This window comes from Pseudomonas helmanticensis, from assembly GCF_900182985.1.
GTDB classification, from domain to species: Bacteria; Pseudomonadota; Gammaproteobacteria; order Pseudomonadales; family Pseudomonadaceae; genus Aquipseudomonas; species Aquipseudomonas helmanticensis.
Map to the genome: position 1 here is coordinate 812,888 of NZ_FXUY01000001.1, position 17,404 is coordinate 830,291.

Below are 17,404 nucleotides of genomic sequence, written 5' to 3' on the forward strand. Positions count from 1 at the left end.
CTTAAGGCGCCTCGATATTGGACTCGATCCTTTTACCCATGCTGATGCGTGGTTCGGTCACGTAGCCCAGCGATTGATAGAAGGCTTCGACGCTTGCATTGGTACTGACGATTTGCAGGTTGATCTTCATGCAACCCCGTTCGGTCAAGGCTGCTTCGGCATGTTGCACAAGCCTTGCGCCCAAGCCCTTTCTACGAAACGCTGGGTGCACCGCAACCGAGTACAGCCAGCCACGATGGCCGTCGTATCCGGCGAGAACGGTCCCGACAACTTCATTTCCTGCCAATGCGACAAAAAACAGCTCGTCGTTGACGGCCAGTTTCTTGTCGATAGCAAGGCCAGGACTGTTATGCGCGGTTTCGTAACCGAAAACAGCTTCCCACAGCGCCATCACAGAGGTTCGATGGTGTTGATCCGAGTAGTGGGTAATCACATCCATGGCGCAGCCTCCGATTTGAGTGGCTGACGCTATCGCGCTGTGCCGGTGGTTGTCCACTTTCCTGCGTTCTTGTCATAACCCGGCAACTCAATCGCATCAGCCTTCGGCGACAGAATTTTCCCGAACACTTTCTTTAACCACGGCGCCGTCTAATCGCAAGCTTGCGGCTGATTCAGCGACACAACATAAGCGCTGAACATGTCTGCCAGCGCGTCGGCAAACACGCTGATTTCCTGCTCGCTGCGTGGGCTGGAGGAAAAGTCTTTTCCGGTAGAACTGAGCGTGGTCAGGATCAAATCGCAGGCCGCTGTGCGAATCGCGTCAGTGACTAGCGGCAACAGTTCGAACATGAAGCTGGCGAAGATCTGCCGTCCTGCCGCGCGTACCTCATGGGCTTCGGGCGCATCGCGATAGAGCGGCGCGGCATCGTTGAGCGCACCGCGCATCTGCGCTTCCTCGCACTCCGAACGAATGAAAACCTGCACCAGCGTGCGCAGGCGATCCAGTGGTGGTTGTTCCTGCTGCAAAATGCGCTGGAGCATTTGTGTGGTGTGCAGCCACTCATCACTCTGCAAGCGGAACAGAATCGCCGCTTTGTTGGGGAAATACTGGTACAGCGAACCGATGCTCACGCCGGCCTTTTCGGCGACGCGGGCGGTGGTGAATCGGGTGGCGCCATGCTCGGTCAAAACCTGAATAGCCGCCTGCAAAATCGCTGCGACCAGATCCGCCGAACGGGCCTGTTGCGGCTGTTTTCGCGAGGAAATACGGGCGGTCTGGCGGTCGGTCATGGGCGGTCTCGGAGGTCCTGGGGAATGCGAATAGCGGAGGAGGCGAATCACTCGCATCATTTAAACGCGACGAATCACTCGCATTTTAGTCCCCAACTGACGGAAAACAATCATGACCACCCTGACCTCTGAACCAATGGCGAGCCTGATCGAACGCCTTTACAGCCAAGCCAGCGCCGCCACCAGCCCCGCGCTGAACGACGTGTCTGGCGAAGAACGCGACCGCCTGATCCACAGCAAAACCGACTACCTGAAACTCTATGGATTGCTCAAAGACTTGTGGCTGCCGGTCTCCCGCGACACCGGCAAGCTTCTCTACATGCTCGCGCGCAATACCCAGGCCAAGGCGATTGTCGAGTTCGGCACATCGTTCGGGCTGTCTACCTTGCATCTGGCCGCCGCGCTGCGCGACAACGGCGGCGGAGTGCTGATCGGCAGCGAATTCGAGCCGGCGAAAATCCACTTGGCGCGCCAGCATTTCGTTGCCGGCGGTGTCAGCGATCTGGTGGAAATTCGCGAGGGCGATGCGCTGATCACCTTGGCCAGTGATCTCCCGGAATCTGTCGACCTGCTCCTGCTCGATGGCGCCAAGGCCTTGTATGGCGATGTCTTGAACCTGCTCGAAAAGCACCTGAAACCCGGCGCACTGGTGGTGGCTGACAACACCGACTACTGCCCGGAATACCTGGCGTACGTGCGTGCACCGGAGAACGGTTACCTGTCCGTGCCGTTTGCCGACGACATCGAGCTGTCAATGCGCCTGGGCTAAAACCGACCGTTTCAGGGACCACCGATGGGTGGTCCCTGAGGGCCGTAATCAAGGCGTGCGCCGGATCGAAGTTAACGCCGGTGACGGTTGTCCGGCCGCTCCAGCCCCAGATGATCGCGCAGGGTGGTGCCGCTGTATTCATGGCGGAACAGCCCGCGCTGTTGCAACAACGGCACCACGCCATCGACGAACTCATCCAGACCTTCAGGCAGGAACGGCGGCATGATGTTGAAGCCATCGGCGGCCTGTTCGACGAACCATTGTTCGAGCGTGTCGGCGATGGTTTTCGGCGTGCCGATCACCGTGTGATGGCCGCGCGCGCCGGCGACTTTCAGGTACAGCTGGCGAATGCTGAGGTTCTCGCGCCGCGCCAGATCGATGAACAAGGCCTGACGACTCTGCATCGAATTGCTCGGTGGCAGCTCCGGCAACGGGCCGTCCAGATCATATTCAGACAGGTCAAAACCGCCAGCCATGCCTGCCAGCATCGCCAGCCCGACACGCGGCTCGACCAGATCCTGCAGTTGTTGGTATTTATCTTCCGCCTCGCTTTGCGTGCGGCCGATGACTGGCGAAATCCCCGGCATGACTTTCAAATGTTCAGGGCGGCGTCCATAGCCGGCCAGACGACCTTTGACGTCGGCATAAAAGGCCTGGGCGTTGGCCAGCGTCTGCTGTGCGGTGAACACCACTTCGGCGGTGCGTGCGGCGAGTGCCTTGCCCGGCTCCGACGAGCCGGCCTGGATCAGCACCGGATAACCCTGTGGCGTGCGAGGAATGTTCAGTGGCCCGCGCACCCGGTAGTTGTCGCCGTGGTGATTGAGCACATGCAATTTGTCCGGCTGAAAAAACACCCCGCTGGTTTTGTCGCGGACGAAGGCGTCGTCTTCAAAGCTGTCCCACAGACCGGTGACGACATCGATGAATTCTTCCGCGCGCTGATAACGGTCACCGTGCTCGAAATGTTTTTCGCGGCCAAAGTTCAGCGCTTCCAGATCGGTCGCTGAGGTCACCAGATTCCAGCCGCTGCGCCCGCCGCTCAAATGGTCGAGTGAAGCGAATTTGCGCGCCAGCAGATAGGGTTCGTTGTAGCTGGTCGACACCGTTGAAACGAGGCCGATGCGTTCGGTCACTGCGGCCAGCCCGGAAAGCAGCACCAACGGGTCGAAGACGTCGCCGGCCGTGGTGAACTGGCCGAGTTCCGGCGAGCCCATCAGGGCCAGATTGTCGGCGAAGAATATCGCGTCGAACTTGCCGCGCTCGGCGGTGGTGGCGAGTTTCCTGAAATGCTGGAAATCCAGGCCACCGCCCGACCATGCGCGCGGATGGCGCCACGCGGCGAGGTGATGGCCGCTGCTCATGAGAAACGCGCCAAGGCTCATTTGTGCTGTTTTCATAGTGTCCTCAGAAGTCATAACGCAAGGTCACGCCGGCGGTGCGCGGCTGGCCTGGCGAGGCGGTGTAAAGGCCATTGGAGCCACTGCCAACAGCCAGGTAATACTCACGATCAAAAGCGTTTTTGACCCACAGCGAGGCGTCGAGCAGACCGTCGCCATAGTCCACCCGTGCGCCGAGCGAGAAGTTGGCGAGGCCGTAGCCATCGATTTTCGCCAGGTCGGAATTGTCCAGCGTGCCTTCGCTGTCGGAGCGGTAGGCATAGCTGCCGGTGACGTAGGGTTCGATGCCGTCAATGCGCGGCCATTTGTATTCGCCGTTGACGTTGCCGATCCAGCGCGAGGCGCCGGCTACGCGCTGGCCGCTGAGGTCGCAGTTGGTTTGCCCGGGATTTTCCGAAGGGCAGGGCGCGTCTTTGAATGACAGGTAAGTCACGTCGTTGAACGAGCCGTTAACGTTTAACGTCAGGCCGCGCACCGGAACGGTGGTCGCCTCGAACTCGACGCCACGCGAGCGCACGGTGCCGGCGTTGGTCAGCAACTGGTAACCGGTCAAAGAACCGGGCGGCTGGTAATAAGTGGTGGCTTGATAGCCATTCACCCCGGTCCAGAACACGTTTGCGTTGAGTTGCAAACGGTGGTCGAACAACTGGCTTTTAATGCCCAGCTCAGCATCGTTCGCACGCTCCGGGCCAACCAATAACGACTCGGCACCAGCGCTCGGCGCCGAACCGACGGCGAGGTTGACGCCACCGGATTTCTCGCCGTGGGACAGCGAGGTGTAGCCCAGCACGTCATCGCTGAAGTGATAGCTCAAACTGGTCAGGAACGATGGCGCCGCGTTGTGCATGTGCAGGTCGCCAGTGTCATAGGCGCCGACCTGACTTGCGCGCACTGCGTTGCCATTAACGACTCCCGGAATCACCACGGGCGCGCCACCGCCTTCGGGGGCGAAGCGTTGCACGTTGGCGTCTTTTTCTTCATAGGTGCCACGGATGCCGGCGCTGAAATCCAGTCGCTCGTTCAAGTGCCAGGTGCCTTGGGCAAACAGCGCGTAGCTCTCGGTGTCGATCTTGCCGTTGACCTTGCTGTTGACGTTGTTCAGCGCATTGAGATTGGCGCCGATCAGGTTGAGATCGGCCAGCGGCCCGAGATGGGTAAAGATCCGATTTCCGAGGTCTTGCTTGAAGGCATAGGCGCCGACGACGTAGTCGAAAAACTCGCCCTTGGGCGAAGCCAGACGCACTTCCTGGGAGAATTGCCGATCATGAACTTCGTAGCCGAAGTCGTTGATCACCGGGACGTCCAGTTGGTCGGCGTCGTTGGCCGGGTTGAAGTGCCAGCTACGATAGGCGCTGATCGACGTCAGGGTATAACCGCCGGCGAGGTTCCAGTTGGCTTCGACGGAACTGGCGTTCTGGTGGACGCTGACATTCTGTCGCCCGTCGATGTTGCTTTCGCCTACTTGAGGATTAGCCCCGACCAATGCCGCCCGGCGCCAGAACAGTGGGCCGGCACCATAGATCACGCTGCTGCCGCTGCTGGAGTTTTCCGTGTTGTATTCGTTGATCCAGCGCAGGCTGAAATCATCGTTGGGTTTGAACAGCAACTGCCCGCGCAGGCCTTCGCGTTCACCGCCGAGCAACGTGCGATCGTCATGCCGGTTGTTCAAGTAGCCGTCGTCGCGGGTGCGGTAGAACGACAGGCGCGCGGCGAGGGTGTCGGTCAACGGCCCGGACACCGTGCCTTTACCCTGAAAATAGCCGTCCTGCCCACCCGACACCTCGAGGCTGCGTTCGGGCGTAAAGGTCGGGCCGCGCGTGGTGATGTTGAGCACACCGGCCGTGGTGTTCTTGCCGAACAACGTGCCTTGCGGCCCGCGTAACAGCTCCAGTTGCTCAACGTCGAGCATGTCGAACGCGGCCATGCCGGGACGGCCCAGATAGACGTTATCCAGATAAATCCCGGCGCTGCCTTCCAGTCCATCGCTGGCCAGGTTATTGCCGATCCCGCGCACCGCGAAGCTGGAAACCCGTGCGTGAACGTAAGCGACGTTGACGCTGGGCAACGCCTGTTGCAGGTCCTGAATCTTGTAGATGCGCTGGCTTTCCAGATTGGCGCCGCTGAGGGTGGTGATCGGCGTCGGTACGTCCTGCGACTGTTCTTCGCGGCGCCGCGCGGTCACGGTGACCTGTTCAAGCCGTGGGGCGGCGTCGTCGGCGTTGGCCGTTGGATTTTCGCGTTGATCGGCGGCAACGCCCACGGTCGAGCAAAGGACAGCGGGCAGCGCCAGCCATAAGGAAAAACCCAGGGGCTTGAGGCGATGGGCCGTGGTGGCCGGGTAACGTAACAGCATGGACGCAAAGCTCCTTGTTTTGCCGCGCGACGCTATCGGTCGGGCTCGGTAGGAGGGCCATGCTAGAGCGTGTGAAGAGGGGAAAAGGGGCCTGCGCGGACAACCTGTGGTCCGCCGCAGACAAGTGACTCAAACGGCTATCGAGATCGCCCGCCCGGAGGCTGAAGCAGGCGGTGGTGGCACATAACGTTCCGGCAATGACGGCACATCGTCGCGGCGCCATTTGCCGGGGCTTTCGCCGGTCCAGCGACGGAACGCGCGATTGAAACTGCTCGGCTCATTGAAGCCCAGTCGATAGCAGATTTCGTTGATCGAGCAGTCGGTCTGCCGCAGGTAACTGAACGCCAGTTGTCGACGGCAATCGTCGAGCAATGCCTTGAAACTGCTGTCGTGCTTGAGCAAGTGTCGATGCAGGTTGCGCACGCTCATGCCGAGTTCATCGGCGACTCGACTTTGCTGCACTTCGCCCAGCGGCAAGTAGCGAATAATCGCACCGCGCACGCGCTCCGGCAGGTTCAGGCGGCGCTGGCGTTCAAGGTAAGCGTTGAGCACGCTGTCCAGTCCCTGGGCCACCGCGTGATTGCCCGTGGTCAGCGGTGCATCCAGCCAGCGATTGCTGTATTCGATGGCGTTTTCGCCGGCATTGAAGCGGATCGGACAACCGAGCAATCGCGTCCAGCGCTGCGGATCCTGTGGCGCCGGGCGAGCCAGGCGCACGCCGTGCACGATGGGCAGATCGACCCAGGTCTGGCGGGTGAAGCGTACCGCGCAGGCAATCGACGCTTCGGTGGCGATCTGCTCCACCTCGGCGCCGACGGCCACCCCGTAAACCATGCGCGTGGTGTGCGGGCCGCGCACCAGACTCATCGCCGCCGACGTGGTGATCACCGGCGCAAAACGCACGCCGCGCTGCAATGCCTCGATCACCGTCGAGCTGCTTTGAGCGGCGAAAAACAGCCCATGGAAGTCGGTCGGATAACTGTGCTGCGCCACCTGCAGGCCAAAGCATTCGTCATCACTGACGCGCCGCGCCGCCCGCCAGAATGCACTCATGACGGGGAGGGCGATGCGCTGGTCGGGATCATGCAGATGACAACGACTGATACCGGCCTCGCGCAGCAGCGGGGCAGCGTCGATGCCCTGTGCTTCCAGCGTGCGGGCGATGACTTGGGCCCAGGTGGCAATGGTATCGGTGCCTGGCATGCTGTTTCTCCGGTTAGCTCGGTTATCTGTCCTCGGGGTGACTCAGGCGAGGCCTTCGGCAGCCAGTGTCTGCACCACCGATTCGCGTGCACGGAAGCGCCCGAGCGCGGCTTGCAGCGCAGGGAAGTCGCCCAACACACCGACGCGGGCGCTCCAGCCGAGGAACACGCCGAGGTAGGCGTCCGCCACGGTAAAACGATTGCCGATCAGATAATCCGCCTGCGCCAGATGCGCCTCAATCGGCTTCAGTGCGTTTGCCAGTTGTTGCAACGCGCGCTCGCGGATCCCGGGGAATGCCGCCTCATCGGCGCTGTAACGCTCGGGCCGATTGATCGGGCGAAACGCGGCGACGTGCACCTCGGTCGCCACGTAACCGAGCCAGCCTTGAATCTGCGCACGCTCGACTGAACCCGCCGGCGCAAACAATTCCGTGCCGGGTTTCAGGTCGGCGAGATAAGGCAGAATCGCGGTGTTTTCAGTCAGCAGGGTTTTGTTATCGAGCAATAGCGCGGGCACACGACCGGTCGGGTTGATCTGTCGGTATGGCGAATCCGGGTCGCCGAACGTCACCCGCTCGACGCTGATCGGCAGTTGCAATTCGTGAATCACCACATGGGCGGCGAACGAGCAGGCACCAGGAAAAATGAACAGGGTGGTCATGGGTAATCCTTGTTTTTAACGGCTGGCTTGTGGGGTTTGCGAAGCGGCGTCGGTTGATTGCAGTGCGGCATTGATGAAGCTCGGTTGAGCCCAGTTCTTCACCTCGAAACCTTTGCGGATCAGTTTCGCGTTGAGCGCCAGATCCACACTGCGCTGCAAGTTGTCGAGGAACGGTGCGTCGAGCTGCGGCGCGAAGATTTTCACCAGCGACTGATCTTTGGCATCGGTGGTGAGAATGTCTGCGGGGAAACTGGCCAGTTTCGACACGAGATTAATGTAGTCCTGTTTGTGCTCGTCGTTGCGCAACCAGGTGATCGCCGGTTGCTGTGCCTTGATCAATCGCCCGACCAGTTCCGGATGCGCGTCGACAAACGCGCCGCGCCCCAACAGCACGGCTTGCATGCTGCCGGCGCCATCGAGGTCGACAGTGGTCAGCGGCAGCTCGGCGAGGCCGCGTGCCTTGAGCGCAATCACCCCGGCTCCGGACCAGGTCGCGTCGATTTGTTTGGCCGCCAGCGCCGCGTTGGCGGCGTTGTAGTCGAGGTTGACCACCTTGTAGTCGCTCTCTTGCAAACCTTGATGGGCCAGCGCCGAAGCAAACGACAATTGGGTGGCGGTGCCGCGAAAGATCGCCACACGCTTGCCCTTCAACGCTTCGAGCGTGGTGATGCCCGAACCCGGCTGCACCGCCAGATAAAGCTTCACGTCACGGGCGGTTGCACTGAGCAAACGCGTGTCGAGACCACCGGCCTTGCCGATGATTGCCGGCAAATCGCCGAGGTAAGCGAAGTCTTCCTGATTGTTGGCCAACGCTTCATTGATCGCCGGCCCTGCGCCTTTGAAGAAGTCCCAGCGAATCTTGATGCCGTCCTTCTCAAACTCTTTCTCCAGCGTTTGCCGATCACGCAACACATCGACGATCCCGGCGCCACTGGGCGTCGGGCCAGCACTGATGTCCGGCACGGCGATGCGGATTTCTTTGACCGGTTCGGCCATTGCCAGGCTGGAGACCAGTAGTGCGGCGAGAGTGAGCGCCGCTCTCGGGAAGGATAACGAAGGGGTTCGAATCACGCGTCTGCTCCTGCAAATGCCGGCGTGGTGCCGGATCGAAGACGCAGGTATAGCGGCGTGTTGATGCAGAAATAAAATACTTAAAAATATGCTGTTTATTCGTTTGTGGCATATGGCCGATGGATCAACGGCTGCGAGGACGATGCCTGGAAGGCATAAAAAATATGCGTCGAAGCGTGCAAGCTGACCTAGTGTTGCGCCAGCAGGCGCTTCAGATATTCTCGTTCCGCCGCACCCGGCAACCCGCCTGTGGTTGTCGCCTGCAGCACGATAACGCCTTCTTCATTGATCACGCTGACCTCGGCTTTCATAGAGATCCTCCGCAGTGGAAATATCTGCCTGACAGCATAGGTCAGGCACACAGTTGTTCGATCAACAGTGCCAACGCAATGATGATCATCAGTCCGCCAGACCATTGACTGACCCGGCGCGCAGCGGCAGGGCGCGCTCGCAACACCACTTGCGAGCCGAAGCCGACCAGCAGGTAAATCACCGCGCAGCTCACGGTATGCACCAGCCCGAGCGCAACCATCTGCAAGGGCACCGGCCACGCTGCGTGGGTGTCGGCAAATTGCGGCAGCAATGCGAGAAACAGCAGAAAGACTTTCGGGTTCAGGCCGCTGACGCAAAATCCCTTGAAGGCCCAGCGTGTCCAGGCGTCGCTGGCCTGACTGGTGTCGGCATGCGGCGTAGTAGGGCGGGCCAGCAGATTGGCGCCCAGCCACAGCAGATAACCCGCGCCAGTCACGGTCAGTACCGCCAATGCTACTGGATGGCTGGCGACTAACGTGCCGACGCCAGCGGCAACGATCAGGGTCGCCAGTAAATGACCGGATAACAATCCGCCCACGGCGGGCAGAACCACACGATGCTTCAAACCTGCGGAAATTGCATAGGCCCAATCCGCGCCAGGGGTGATGACGAACAATATCGATACCGCCCAGAACGCAGCCAGTGTGCTGAAGCTCATGGCGTAACCCTTGGTCGGCGATTTATCGTGGCTGGTTTGAACATGTCTTTCCCCGGTCAGTGTTTGATAAGGGAAGAATAATGAAAGTCCGCTAGAATCTTCTTTCAAAGATTGTCGTTATGGCACCTGAAATTGGAAGGTTTTACTGAATGGATAGAATTGACCGGAATATTCTTGCCGAGCTGCAAAAGGACGGCCGCTTGTCCGTCACGGAACTGGCGGAGCGCGTGGGCTTGAGCCTGTCGCCCTGTCATCGTCGGGTGCGGGCACTGGAAGACTCCGGGGTGTTGCTCGGCTATCGCGCGCAACTGGACCCGGTTGCGCTGGGGCTGAATTTCTCGGCGATGGTGTTTGCCACCCTGCGCGAAGGTGATCATGCGGCGGTCGAGGCTTTTGAAGCGGCGCTGGTGCAGATCCCGCAAATCGTCGACGCTCAGCGATTGTTTGGCGAACCGGATTACCTGTTGCACGTGATTACCCAGGATCTGCCGGCGTTTCAGCGGCTCTACGACGACAGCCTTTCGACCTTGCCCAATGTGCAACGACTGACGTCGACGCTGGTGATGAAACGCGTGGTGCAGGATCGGCTGCTGCCCTTGTAAAAAGCTACGGGTTTATTCCGAACAGCCGATGCACATCCCGCCAGATTCCTGCCTATTGAACCTCCTTTGGCACTACATTATCGAATGCCTGCTTCACCGCCAGCGCCCCTGCCTCACTCTTGGGCAATGCCGAGCAAGGGGGGGCGGTCCTTCAAGCGTTCCGATCAATCTCGCGGAGCCTGGGCAGTCGAATGTCCCACGCTCGCGAGAAAAGTGCCGGTATCTCGATTAGACCGCAGACAAACCACGCGACAAGCTGTTGGCGCTGTTGCCACCAGTTGCTGCATCTTTTCTCGCGCTGATTTTTTCGTCCGCCACATGAATTTAAAAAACTCCGGAAGGTTCGCCAGTCGCTCGGGGCAGTTCTCAGGCAAATCGGGCCGAGATTGACCGCGTTGGAGCAGCGTTCTACGTAGTACTCGCAGGAATCGAAGCGTCGCCGAACGATCAATCCAGATCAAAAGATCAGCACGGGCCATCCGGTTGTCCCAAGTGGCTGAATGTCCACCTTCGAATATCCAGAAATCTTGGGCCTCTACATCCAGACAAAGCTGCGTCTTCTCGTCCCGGCTTCGTTCGATCCACCCTGGCTGCCAGTGGATGGTGTCGATATGAACGACCGGCAAGCCCGTGCGCTGACCTAGCTCACGTGCCAAAGTGCTTTTGCCTGACCCAGGTTGACCGACAATCATCACCCGTTGCATCGAAGCTCCTTCTCGCCATGCAAGCTGATTTTTGGGGGTGGCGATTTTACGTCAATGTCTATCTCGGTCAACAACAAGTGGTCAGTACGACAGGCAACTTTCGCCCAGAATGAATGGCAAACTGCAGGTCGAGAGAAGTCAGCGGTAAACACCGCATCTGGCCGAAAGCTGCCGGTCACGAATGGCAGCACATCTGGCATTATGTTTTTTGACAAGCCTGTCCTGAATTCATCACACAATTGAATCGGCGAGTACTTTCATCCCATGAGCAAAGGTCTGAATGATGCCAACCTGGATTACGTACTTGCGGTCATTGAAAATGCACCAAACACGGAATTAAGTGTGATGTGTGAACAGTTGCAAATCGACAGTCGCGATCTTCTGAATCAATTGGCGATCTCAGTAGCCAGACTGTTTCTTACTGGTACTCGCGATTTTCATTACTGTGATGAGGTGATGAATATTGTCATCGGCGATATCGTCGACTAGTCCATGCACACGGATATGCCCCAGCCGGCATTTTCTATCTACCAAGCATTTGATGCAGGCGAGTATTGGCACAGCGACGATGACCGGGATGTATTTCCTTGGGAGAAGTGGACGCGGCCTGAACTCGAGAGAATTTTGTGTGAGGTCGACGACGGCGCACGCGGCCTTTCGAAGTAGGTTCGGCTTGAGCCCTCAAAGGACCGCACTTGACCGATCGCTGCCGCCCACGGAACGAACGATTCGATGAATCACGCAATGAAACTGCGAAACTCGCCGAGCTCATAAAGCGAAATACATGATGGGGTGCAGTCATCAAACTACGTTATTCAAAGGGCGCAGGCCTGCCGCCGACGCATCTGACTTTGATCAGCTCCGTAGACTCCGTTACTGGCATCCTGATGTTTGCCTGTACTGAAGTCGGGGAGTGCAGAGTTCAGTACACATCACGTGCCGAGTTGTTGTGCATGCTCAACAGCCTTTTGCGTCAGCGCGTGCCCATTGCTGTCGGCGGCATGCTCCCGGGACCTGCCGACGAAGTCGACATGTTAATAGCGAACGCAGTACTTGAAGGCCCCTACATAGCACTGTCCTGGTCGGGCCCCGAGCAATGGACTCTGCGCGAGATCGACTCCAGCATTGCTGAGTGGCAGCCAGTGCCTGATGCTCAAAGTATGGCCAATGTGTCATTCGATCCGAGGTCCCTGAAACGCTCGGGCTGAATTGGCTAATAAATTAATGCAAGTCCGGGTGGTTCATCGCTTCTGGCAGTAGTCGCATACGCCCGCGACAGGCAGCGGACGGCTCGGCTCAGATTCAGCGTGATCAAGCCGGTCTCTCATTCAACCGCTCTACCAAACTGACGAGATACCCGTCGGGGTCCTTGACGATGAATTCGCGCTGGCCACTTCTACATCATTGGCCCGACTCCACCACCAGCCCCTCAGCCTCCATCTTCGCCCGCTCAGCCTTACTAATGTACTTCGGCTTCTTCGGCGCCAATTTCGCGCTGGCCTTCTTGGCCTTTTCCTTGAACAACTGCTTCAATTTCTTCTGACGATTCATCTACGTTACTCAGTAAGCAAACTTAAAAACCGACTATCGAAGGGCGTAAACGCAGGCTTCCATGACCGAACCATCAGCCAACGTCACCTGCGTCAAAACACGCTGATACTCAGCCCCTTCAAACTCATCAAGCGCCGCCCAATGAGCGTGAAAATTCCCGGAAGAAAACACGAAGCCCTCAATCACATCGCCATCGTCGGCCAACACCAGCCCCGGAAAGCCCATTTGCGCGCCCCAGCCCGCTTGCGCCAGACGACCCTTGAGCGAAGCCGATTGCCAGGTGCCGCCGATGTTCAACATGACGTGCTCATTCGGTCGCCCCGGCCCCAGGGTTCCATAAACGAATAGATGCTCCACGTGTGTTCCTTCCGATCAAAAGGGGCGAATCCTGACGCATGGATCGGGTTCAGGCAACGTCAATTGCTCACATCGCGATAAAGTCGCGTACGGCCTTGATGGTTGGGGTCGGTGCTTCTTCCATCAGCCAGTGTCCGGCGGCCGGGATCACCACTTCGGTGACGTTGTCGGCGGCGTTGCGCATGACGATGGCTTCGTTGTTGCCGAAGGACTTCTCACCGCCGACAGCCAGCACCGGCATGGTCAGTTTCTGTTGCAGAACCGGCGCGTTGTCGATGGCGTCCTGACGGATGCTGCGGAACTGGGCGAACGCGGCGTGCATCGCTCCGGGGCGGGCGTAGAGTTTGGCGTAGTGCTGACGGGTGCCTTCGTCGACCTTGGCGGGGGTGCCGGCGAACTCGTTCCAGAAGCGGTCGAGGTAGATGCGCTCGCGCCCGGCTACCAAACGCTCCATGTCGGCGCCGCCGAAGTCGAAGTGCCAGAGCATCGGCGAGCGGACGATGTCGTTCCACGGCGTGATGCCGGGCACGGGCGCGTCCATCACCACCAGCCGATCGGTGAGTTGCGGATAGCGCGCGGCATAGGCGAAGGCGACCATGGTGCCGATGTCGTGACCGATCACCACTGAGTGTTCGATTTTCAGCGCGCTCAACACCCCGCGAATGTCAGCGGCCTGAGTCTTTTTGTCGTAACCATCCTGCGCAATCGACGACAAACCCATGCCGCGCAGATCCGGCACTACCACCGTGTGGTCACGCGCCAGATCCGCCGCCAGCGGTGCCCACATGTCGCCGGTGTCGCCGAAACCATGCAACAGCACCACGGCAGGGCCTTTACCGCCGACGCGGACGTGCATTGTTGCGCCTTCGACTTTGATGTCCTGGGTTTTGAAAGATGAAGGAAATGGTGTGACGTCTGCGTGGGCTTGAATACTCAAGACGAGCAGAGCAACAGCGGTCAGCAAGCGACGGGGCATGGTTACGTCTCCGGACGGTGCGAGGGCGATGGGTTTCGTTCGATGGCTCGACAAACTCTCGGCGGCGCAAAACACGGGCGACAGGCTGCCGGTGAGGTTTCGACAGAATCAGCGTAGACGCATTATGGGGGGGTGAGGATTTTCGGGTGCTCACTGGCCGTTTCGTAATAGGCGCAGGCTTTTTCGAGGTTGCTGACCAGTACGTCGATAGGGTTGAACTTCAAGTCCATGGGAAGTCCCTTGGCAGAAGGGTCGTATCGCGGCAACTGGGCGGGACGGCGGCTGTTTTTTCCTGCCGCCGTCCCCGCGCAATCCACTTTGATCAGACGATTTTCAACGCACTGAGAATAATCAGCGATTGCTCGGCAAAGGCCTGGGCCTGTTCGATCAGCTCGGCGATGTTTTCTTCGGCCGTGGTCAGCGTTTTGCCGTCCTTGATCAGCACTTCGTTCTGTTCGGCGATGACGCTCCACACCAACTGCGCCCACTCTGACGGGTGCTGTTTGCCCTGCCGGATCGAAATCAGGAACAGTTGCTGGAAGCGGCTGACCGTGACGCCACCGCCGGTGACCGGGCTGCTCAGCACTTGAATGTTGGCGTTGTACAGCGAGCGTTTGCACAGTTGCAGGTTGAACGCGGCGCAGCGTTCGTACACCCGCGCCTCGATGGCTTCGCTCTGGCAGGGGGCTACCGCGCCCATGCCGACCAGAATGGCGAGGGCTTGCTCGAGATCGTCATAGGCCATCGGCGCCACCGCGGCGAGCAACTGCTGCATGGTTTTGGCTTCATACATCTGCGCCGCCAGTGCGTCGAGCAGCGGGCCGTAGATTTCTGGCTGCAGTGACGCTTCGCCCGCCGGGCCGGTGACGCTGGACGCGACGCTTTCTGCCGGGCGCAACAGGATAAACCGCGTATCGAGCATGCGCGAGCGGCGCTCGACGGTGCTAAGCCGGTTGGCGCCGCGCACATACAGATCGCGACGGAAAGACTGGTTGACGAAGTAGTCCCGCGCTTGCTCACGCATCAGCGGATGCTCGATGCCTTCAAGAAAGGCCAGGCCTTCGGCGCTCAGGTTGAGTGCATCGACCGAGTCCAGCGGCGTCGCCGTCGTAGCGTAATCGAGCTTGGCCGGGGCCAACGCGTCGGCCATGTCGGCGAAATACATGCAATTCCAGTCACGATTGAAATATTCGTGGGCGACGTACTGGCGATCCTGGCCTTTGATGGTCTGCAACCTGGCGCCCAGATGCGGTGCAGCAATGGCGTATTTCGGGTTGGCCGCCAGCAGCGCTTCGGAAAATTGCAGCGCGGCATCGATGCGCTGATCGGCGCGCGTCGAGTGATTGGCAAAGCGGTCGTGCAGACTGAACAGTTGGCGCAACGGCGCTGAAGGCGACCAGCCCGGAAACGCGTTGTAGCTGACGTACAGATGACCACCCGGCTTGAGGTGACGCCGGGCGAACTCGACAATCAGCTTCTGATTGTCACGGCTGACCCAGGTCCAGATGCCATGCAGGCTGATGCTGTCGAACTGCGGCAGATCATCGCGCGCCAGCAGTTGCTCGAAGCTGTCGTCGTACAGCTGCGCACCGTTGTTGCCGAGGTTTGCCAGCTCAACGGCATGGGCGGCCTGGCCCGGATGGAAGTCGGTGCCGACAAAGCCGCCCGGATTGGCCGTGGCGTGGATATTGATCGACACGCCCTGACCAAAACCGAGTTCGCAGTGATAACCGTCGGCACTGTCCAGACTGGCAAAACCACGCAACAACAAGCAGTAGCGCTGGAACACCGGATTGATCTCCCGGCTATAGCTGTAGGTGTAGCCTTCGTCGGTGAAATAGCCTTCGTTCCAGGCGTTGCTCATGGTTGCAGACTCTTGTATTGGAAGTGAAAGTCGCTCTTATAAGGGGTTGTGGCTGCGCACGACAAGCAGAAAATCTGCGCCTGTGCAGTCAGCGGTCAGTGGGCAGACCCGTTCACGCCAGACGCATGCCCATCTCGAATGCACGCGTCTCGAAGCCGAACTCGGTATAAATGCGTGCCGCGCGTTCGTTGAACGGCCAGACGGTCAGGCGCAAATCGCTGGCCCCGTGCTCGACGGCCCAGTCTTTCACCCGCTGAATCAGCGCCAGACCGATGCCCTGGCCCCAGAACTGTTCCGCGACACACACCGAGCCAATACGCACGACGTTCTGCGGCTGCATCAACGGCCCGACACTGGCCGACAGATTCGCAGTAATGAACGCCGCTGCCCGCTCGCCGACATGGGCGATGAACGCCACGCTCCCCGGCTTCTCGAAAATTCCCGACCAGTGTGGCAAGTCACGGGAAAAATCTTCGGTGGCGGCGGCGTAGATGTCGGGGCGGGCGGCGTGGTGGACCGAATTGAGCAATTGGCCCAGCTCGCACATCGACAGCGCATCTTCGACGGTGGCGGTTCGGTAGGTAATGACTTCATCCATGACGGGTAACGCTCCTTGGGCAATGTAGGGGATTCGTTCACTAGGGCAGGGGGCTTGTGTCGTATTCAAGCTGTTTTATTGGCAGCACTTTAGCAAGGTTGCAAGTCAGCAGGTACAGACGCGCGGTGACCTGCACCTGGGTTGCTTTTTCAGGCCAATCTGTACATTGAATCCTGCTGCGATAAACCAATAATCGAGCGCTCGAATTCTTGGATATTGGGCACTGTATGGACACTCTACGCATTGATCGCGAATCACAGGCAATCGACTTCGGGAGGCGCGCATGAGCCTTCATTTGCGCACCAAGCGCCTGACCGTGCCGCAATTGGTGGCGATGAAAGGCCAGGAGAAAATCGTTTCCCTGACGGCGTATTCCAGCGCGATCGCCAAGCTGATCGATCCCATCGTCGACTTTATTCTGGTCGGTGATTCCACGGCCATGGTCGGTTACGGCCGTCCCTCGACGTTGAGCATGCAGCTTGAGGAAATCATCGGCCACACCCGCGCGGTGGTCGATAGCACGCGGCTGGCCTGCGTGATTGCCGACATGCCGTTTGGCAGTTATCAGGAATCCCATGAGCAGGCGTTTCGCAATTGTGCGCAGGTGCTGGCCCGCACCGGTTGCGATGCGGTCAAGCTGGAAGCCAACAAGGCCTTGGCGTCGACCGTCGAATTTCTCGTGGCGCGCGGTATTCCGGTGATGGCGCACGTCGGGTTGATGCCGCAATTCGTCAACGTCATGGGCGGCTTCAAGGCGCAGGGCCTGACCGCTGAAACCGGCGCACTGATTGCCGAAGACGCCCGGGCCAATCTCGATGCCGGCGCCTTCAGTCTGGTGCTCGAAGGCGTGGCTGAAGGGGTAGCCCGGCAGATCACTCTGGAGTCGAAAATGCCCACCATCGGCATTGGCGCCTCGCCAGCCTGCGACGGGCAGGTGCTGGTCACCGAAGATGTCCTCGGCCTGAGCGGTGAGCAGCCGCCGCGCTTCGTCAAACAATACGCCGATGTCGGCGCGGTGATTCGGGATGCGTGCGCGCGTTTTGCCGACGATGTGCGCGATGGCCGGTTTCCGGAGGCGCGGCATTGTTATGGGTTGTGA

Annotated in this window: 19 protein-coding genes and 1 pseudogene; 4 read left to right on the top strand and 16 right to left on the bottom strand. The window is 59.5% G+C overall.

Going from position 1 to position 17,404, the window contains the following annotated elements; genetic code table 11:
- Position 1 precedes the first annotated feature (1 nt).
- Together QOL84_RS03810 and QOL84_RS03815 are read right to left on the bottom strand one after the other, a co-directional pair.
- Complete coding sequence (locus tag QOL84_RS03810; protein WP_283436237.1) at positions 2-439, bottom strand: GNAT family acetyltransferase; 438 nt, start codon at positions 437-439, stop codon at positions 2-4.
- A 149-nt stretch (positions 440-588) separates the two neighbouring features.
- A complete protein-coding gene (locus QOL84_RS03815; RefSeq protein ID WP_283436238.1) occupies positions 589-1,230 on the bottom strand; it encodes a TetR/AcrR family transcriptional regulator in 642 nt (213 codons plus the stop codon).
- A 112-nt stretch (positions 1,231-1,342) separates the two neighbouring features.
- Between QOL84_RS03815 and QOL84_RS03820 the strand changes: the two genes are divergently transcribed.
- Positions 1,343-1,999: an O-methyltransferase gene (locus tag QOL84_RS03820; RefSeq protein ID WP_283436239.1), complete on the top strand. Its 657-nt coding sequence runs from the start codon at positions 1,343-1,345 to the stop codon at positions 1,997-1,999.
- A gap of 71 nt (positions 2,000-2,070) precedes the next feature.
- On the opposite strand, the gene QOL84_RS03825 is transcribed toward QOL84_RS03820, so the two are convergent.
- The 7 genes from QOL84_RS03825 to QOL84_RS03855 all read right to left on the bottom strand — a co-directional run bounded on the left by QOL84_RS03825 (position 2,071) and on the right by QOL84_RS03855 (position 9,653).
- Positions 2,071-3,396: an LLM class flavin-dependent oxidoreductase gene (locus tag QOL84_RS03825; protein ID WP_283436240.1), complete on the bottom strand. Its 1,326-nt coding sequence runs from the start codon at positions 3,394-3,396 to the stop codon at positions 2,071-2,073.
- Positions 3,397-3,403: 7 nt separating this feature from the next.
- Positions 3,404-5,749, bottom strand: a complete 2,346-nt coding sequence (locus QOL84_RS03830; protein WP_283436241.1) for a TonB-dependent receptor — start codon at positions 5,747-5,749, stop codon at positions 3,404-3,406.
- Between the two features lie 129 nt (positions 5,750-5,878).
- A complete protein-coding gene (locus tag QOL84_RS03835) occupies positions 5,879-6,952 on the bottom strand; it encodes an AraC family transcriptional regulator (protein ID WP_283436242.1) in 1,074 nt (357 codons plus the stop codon).
- A 42-nt stretch (positions 6,953-6,994) separates the two neighbouring features.
- Positions 6,995-7,612, bottom strand: coding sequence for a glutathione S-transferase C-terminal domain-containing protein (locus QOL84_RS03840; protein WP_283436243.1), 618 nt, complete (start codon positions 7,610-7,612; stop codon positions 6,995-6,997).
- Positions 7,613-7,627: 15 nt separating this feature from the next.
- Entirely contained in the window at positions 7,628-8,608 is a 981-nt protein-coding gene (locus tag QOL84_RS03845; RefSeq protein ID WP_283438615.1) for an ABC transporter substrate-binding protein, read from the bottom strand.
- Positions 8,609-8,871: 263 nt separating this feature from the next.
- Complete coding sequence (locus tag QOL84_RS03850) at positions 8,872-8,994, bottom strand: hypothetical protein (RefSeq protein WP_283436244.1); 123 nt, start codon at positions 8,992-8,994, stop codon at positions 8,872-8,874.
- 41 nt (positions 8,995-9,035) lie between these two features.
- Complete coding sequence (locus QOL84_RS03855) at positions 9,036-9,653, bottom strand: LysE family translocator (protein ID WP_129394229.1); 618 nt, start codon at positions 9,651-9,653, stop codon at positions 9,036-9,038.
- Positions 9,654-9,802: 149 nt separating this feature from the next.
- Here QOL84_RS03855 and QOL84_RS03860 point away from each other — a divergent pair, with 149 nt between their 5' ends.
- Positions 9,803-10,255 (top strand): Lrp/AsnC family transcriptional regulator, encoded by a 453-nt coding sequence (locus QOL84_RS03860; RefSeq protein ID WP_129394228.1) that lies wholly within the window; start codon positions 9,803-9,805, stop codon positions 10,253-10,255.
- Between the two features lie 164 nt (positions 10,256-10,419).
- Here QOL84_RS03860 and QOL84_RS03865 read toward each other — a convergent pair whose 3' ends face one another.
- Positions 10,420-10,959 (bottom strand): P-loop NTPase family protein, encoded by a 540-nt coding sequence (locus QOL84_RS03865; protein ID WP_283436245.1) that lies wholly within the window; start codon positions 10,957-10,959, stop codon positions 10,420-10,422.
- Between the two features lie 264 nt (positions 10,960-11,223).
- Between QOL84_RS03865 and QOL84_RS03870 the strand changes: the two genes are divergently transcribed.
- A complete protein-coding gene (locus tag QOL84_RS03870; RefSeq protein WP_283436246.1) occupies positions 11,224-11,448 on the top strand; it encodes a hypothetical protein in 225 nt (74 codons plus the stop codon).
- A gap of 822 nt (positions 11,449-12,270) precedes the next feature.
- Here the strand turns inward: QOL84_RS03870 and QOL84_RS03875 are convergent.
- From QOL84_RS03875 to QOL84_RS03900, 6 genes and pseudogenes are all read right to left on the bottom strand, one after another.
- A pseudogene (locus tag QOL84_RS03875) lies at positions 12,271-12,377 on the bottom strand (VOC family protein); the annotation flags it as partial.
- Positions 12,361-12,510 (bottom strand): DUF2986 domain-containing protein, encoded by a 150-nt coding sequence (locus tag QOL84_RS03880; RefSeq protein ID WP_129394224.1) that lies wholly within the window; start codon positions 12,508-12,510, stop codon positions 12,361-12,363. The gene QOL84_RS03880 and the pseudogene QOL84_RS03875, both read right to left, overlap by 17 nt.
- 33 nt (positions 12,511-12,543) lie before the next feature.
- Entirely contained in the window at positions 12,544-12,867 is a 324-nt protein-coding gene (locus QOL84_RS03885) for a gamma-glutamylcyclotransferase family protein (protein ID WP_283436247.1), read from the bottom strand.
- Between the two features lie 67 nt (positions 12,868-12,934).
- Complete coding sequence (locus QOL84_RS03890; RefSeq protein WP_283436248.1) at positions 12,935-13,843, bottom strand: alpha/beta fold hydrolase; 909 nt, start codon at positions 13,841-13,843, stop codon at positions 12,935-12,937.
- A 322-nt stretch (positions 13,844-14,165) separates the two neighbouring features.
- Entirely contained in the window at positions 14,166-15,707 is a 1,542-nt protein-coding gene (locus QOL84_RS03895; protein WP_283436249.1) for a methyltransferase regulatory domain-containing protein, read from the bottom strand.
- 112 nt (positions 15,708-15,819) lie between these two features.
- Positions 15,820-16,305, bottom strand: a complete 486-nt coding sequence (locus QOL84_RS03900) for a GNAT family N-acetyltransferase (RefSeq protein WP_283436250.1) — start codon at positions 16,303-16,305, stop codon at positions 15,820-15,822.
- A 283-nt stretch (positions 16,306-16,588) separates the two neighbouring features.
- On the opposite strand from QOL84_RS03900, the gene panB reads away from it, so the two are divergent.
- Positions 16,589-17,404, top strand: a complete 816-nt coding sequence (gene panB, locus QOL84_RS03905; protein ID WP_129394219.1) for a 3-methyl-2-oxobutanoate hydroxymethyltransferase — start codon at positions 16,589-16,591, stop codon at positions 17,402-17,404.

Bases quoted from the DNA above. Each gene is read 5' to 3' on its own strand.
- QOL84_RS03810 (WP_283436237.1), bottom strand. From the start codon at position 439: ATGGATGTGATTACCCACTACTCGGATCAACACCATCGAACCTCTGTG.
- QOL84_RS03865 (WP_283436245.1), bottom strand. From the start codon at position 10,959: ATGCAACGGGTGATGATTGTCGGTCAACCTGGGTCAGGCAAAAGCACT.
- QOL84_RS03820 (WP_283436239.1), top strand. From the start codon at position 1,343: ATGACCACCCTGACCTCTGAACCAATGGCGAGCCTGATCGAACGCCTT.
- QOL84_RS03840 (WP_283436243.1), bottom strand. From the start codon at position 7,612: ATGACCACCCTGTTCATTTTTCCTGGTGCCTGCTCGTTCGCCGCCCAT.
- QOL84_RS03835 (WP_283436242.1), bottom strand. From the start codon at position 6,952: ATGCCAGGCACCGATACCATTGCCACCTGGGCCCAAGTCATCGCCCGC.
- QOL84_RS03880 (WP_129394224.1), bottom strand. From the start codon at position 12,510: ATGAATCGTCAGAAGAAATTGAAGCAGTTGTTCAAGGAAAAGGCCAAG.
- QOL84_RS03895 (WP_283436249.1), bottom strand. From the start codon at position 15,707: ATGAGCAACGCCTGGAACGAAGGCTATTTCACCGACGAAGGCTACACC.
- QOL84_RS03830 (WP_283436241.1), bottom strand. From the start codon at position 5,749: ATGCTGTTACGTTACCCGGCCACCACGGCCCATCGCCTCAAGCCCCTG.
- QOL84_RS03890 (WP_283436248.1), bottom strand. From the start codon at position 13,843: ATGCCCCGTCGCTTGCTGACCGCTGTTGCTCTGCTCGTCTTGAGTATT.
- QOL84_RS03855 (WP_129394229.1), bottom strand. From the start codon at position 9,653: ATGAGCTTCAGCACACTGGCTGCGTTCTGGGCGGTATCGATATTGTTC.
- panB (WP_129394219.1), top strand. From the start codon at position 16,589: ATGAGCCTTCATTTGCGCACCAAGCGCCTGACCGTGCCGCAATTGGTG.
- QOL84_RS03825 (WP_283436240.1), bottom strand. From the start codon at position 3,396: ATGAAAACAGCACAAATGAGCCTTGGCGCGTTTCTCATGAGCAGCGGC.
- QOL84_RS03815 (WP_283436238.1), bottom strand. From the start codon at position 1,230: ATGACCGACCGCCAGACCGCCCGTATTTCCTCGCGAAAACAGCCGCAA.
- QOL84_RS03860 (WP_129394228.1), top strand. From the start codon at position 9,803: ATGGATAGAATTGACCGGAATATTCTTGCCGAGCTGCAAAAGGACGGC.
- QOL84_RS03850 (WP_283436244.1), bottom strand. From the start codon at position 8,994: ATGAAAGCCGAGGTCAGCGTGATCAATGAAGAAGGCGTTATCGTGCTG.
- QOL84_RS03845 (WP_283438615.1), bottom strand. From the start codon at position 8,608: ATGGCCGAACCGGTCAAAGAAATCCGCATCGCCGTGCCGGACATCAGT.
- QOL84_RS03870 (WP_283436246.1), top strand. From the start codon at position 11,224: ATGAGCAAAGGTCTGAATGATGCCAACCTGGATTACGTACTTGCGGTC.
- QOL84_RS03900 (WP_283436250.1), bottom strand. From the start codon at position 16,305: ATGGATGAAGTCATTACCTACCGAACCGCCACCGTCGAAGATGCGCTG.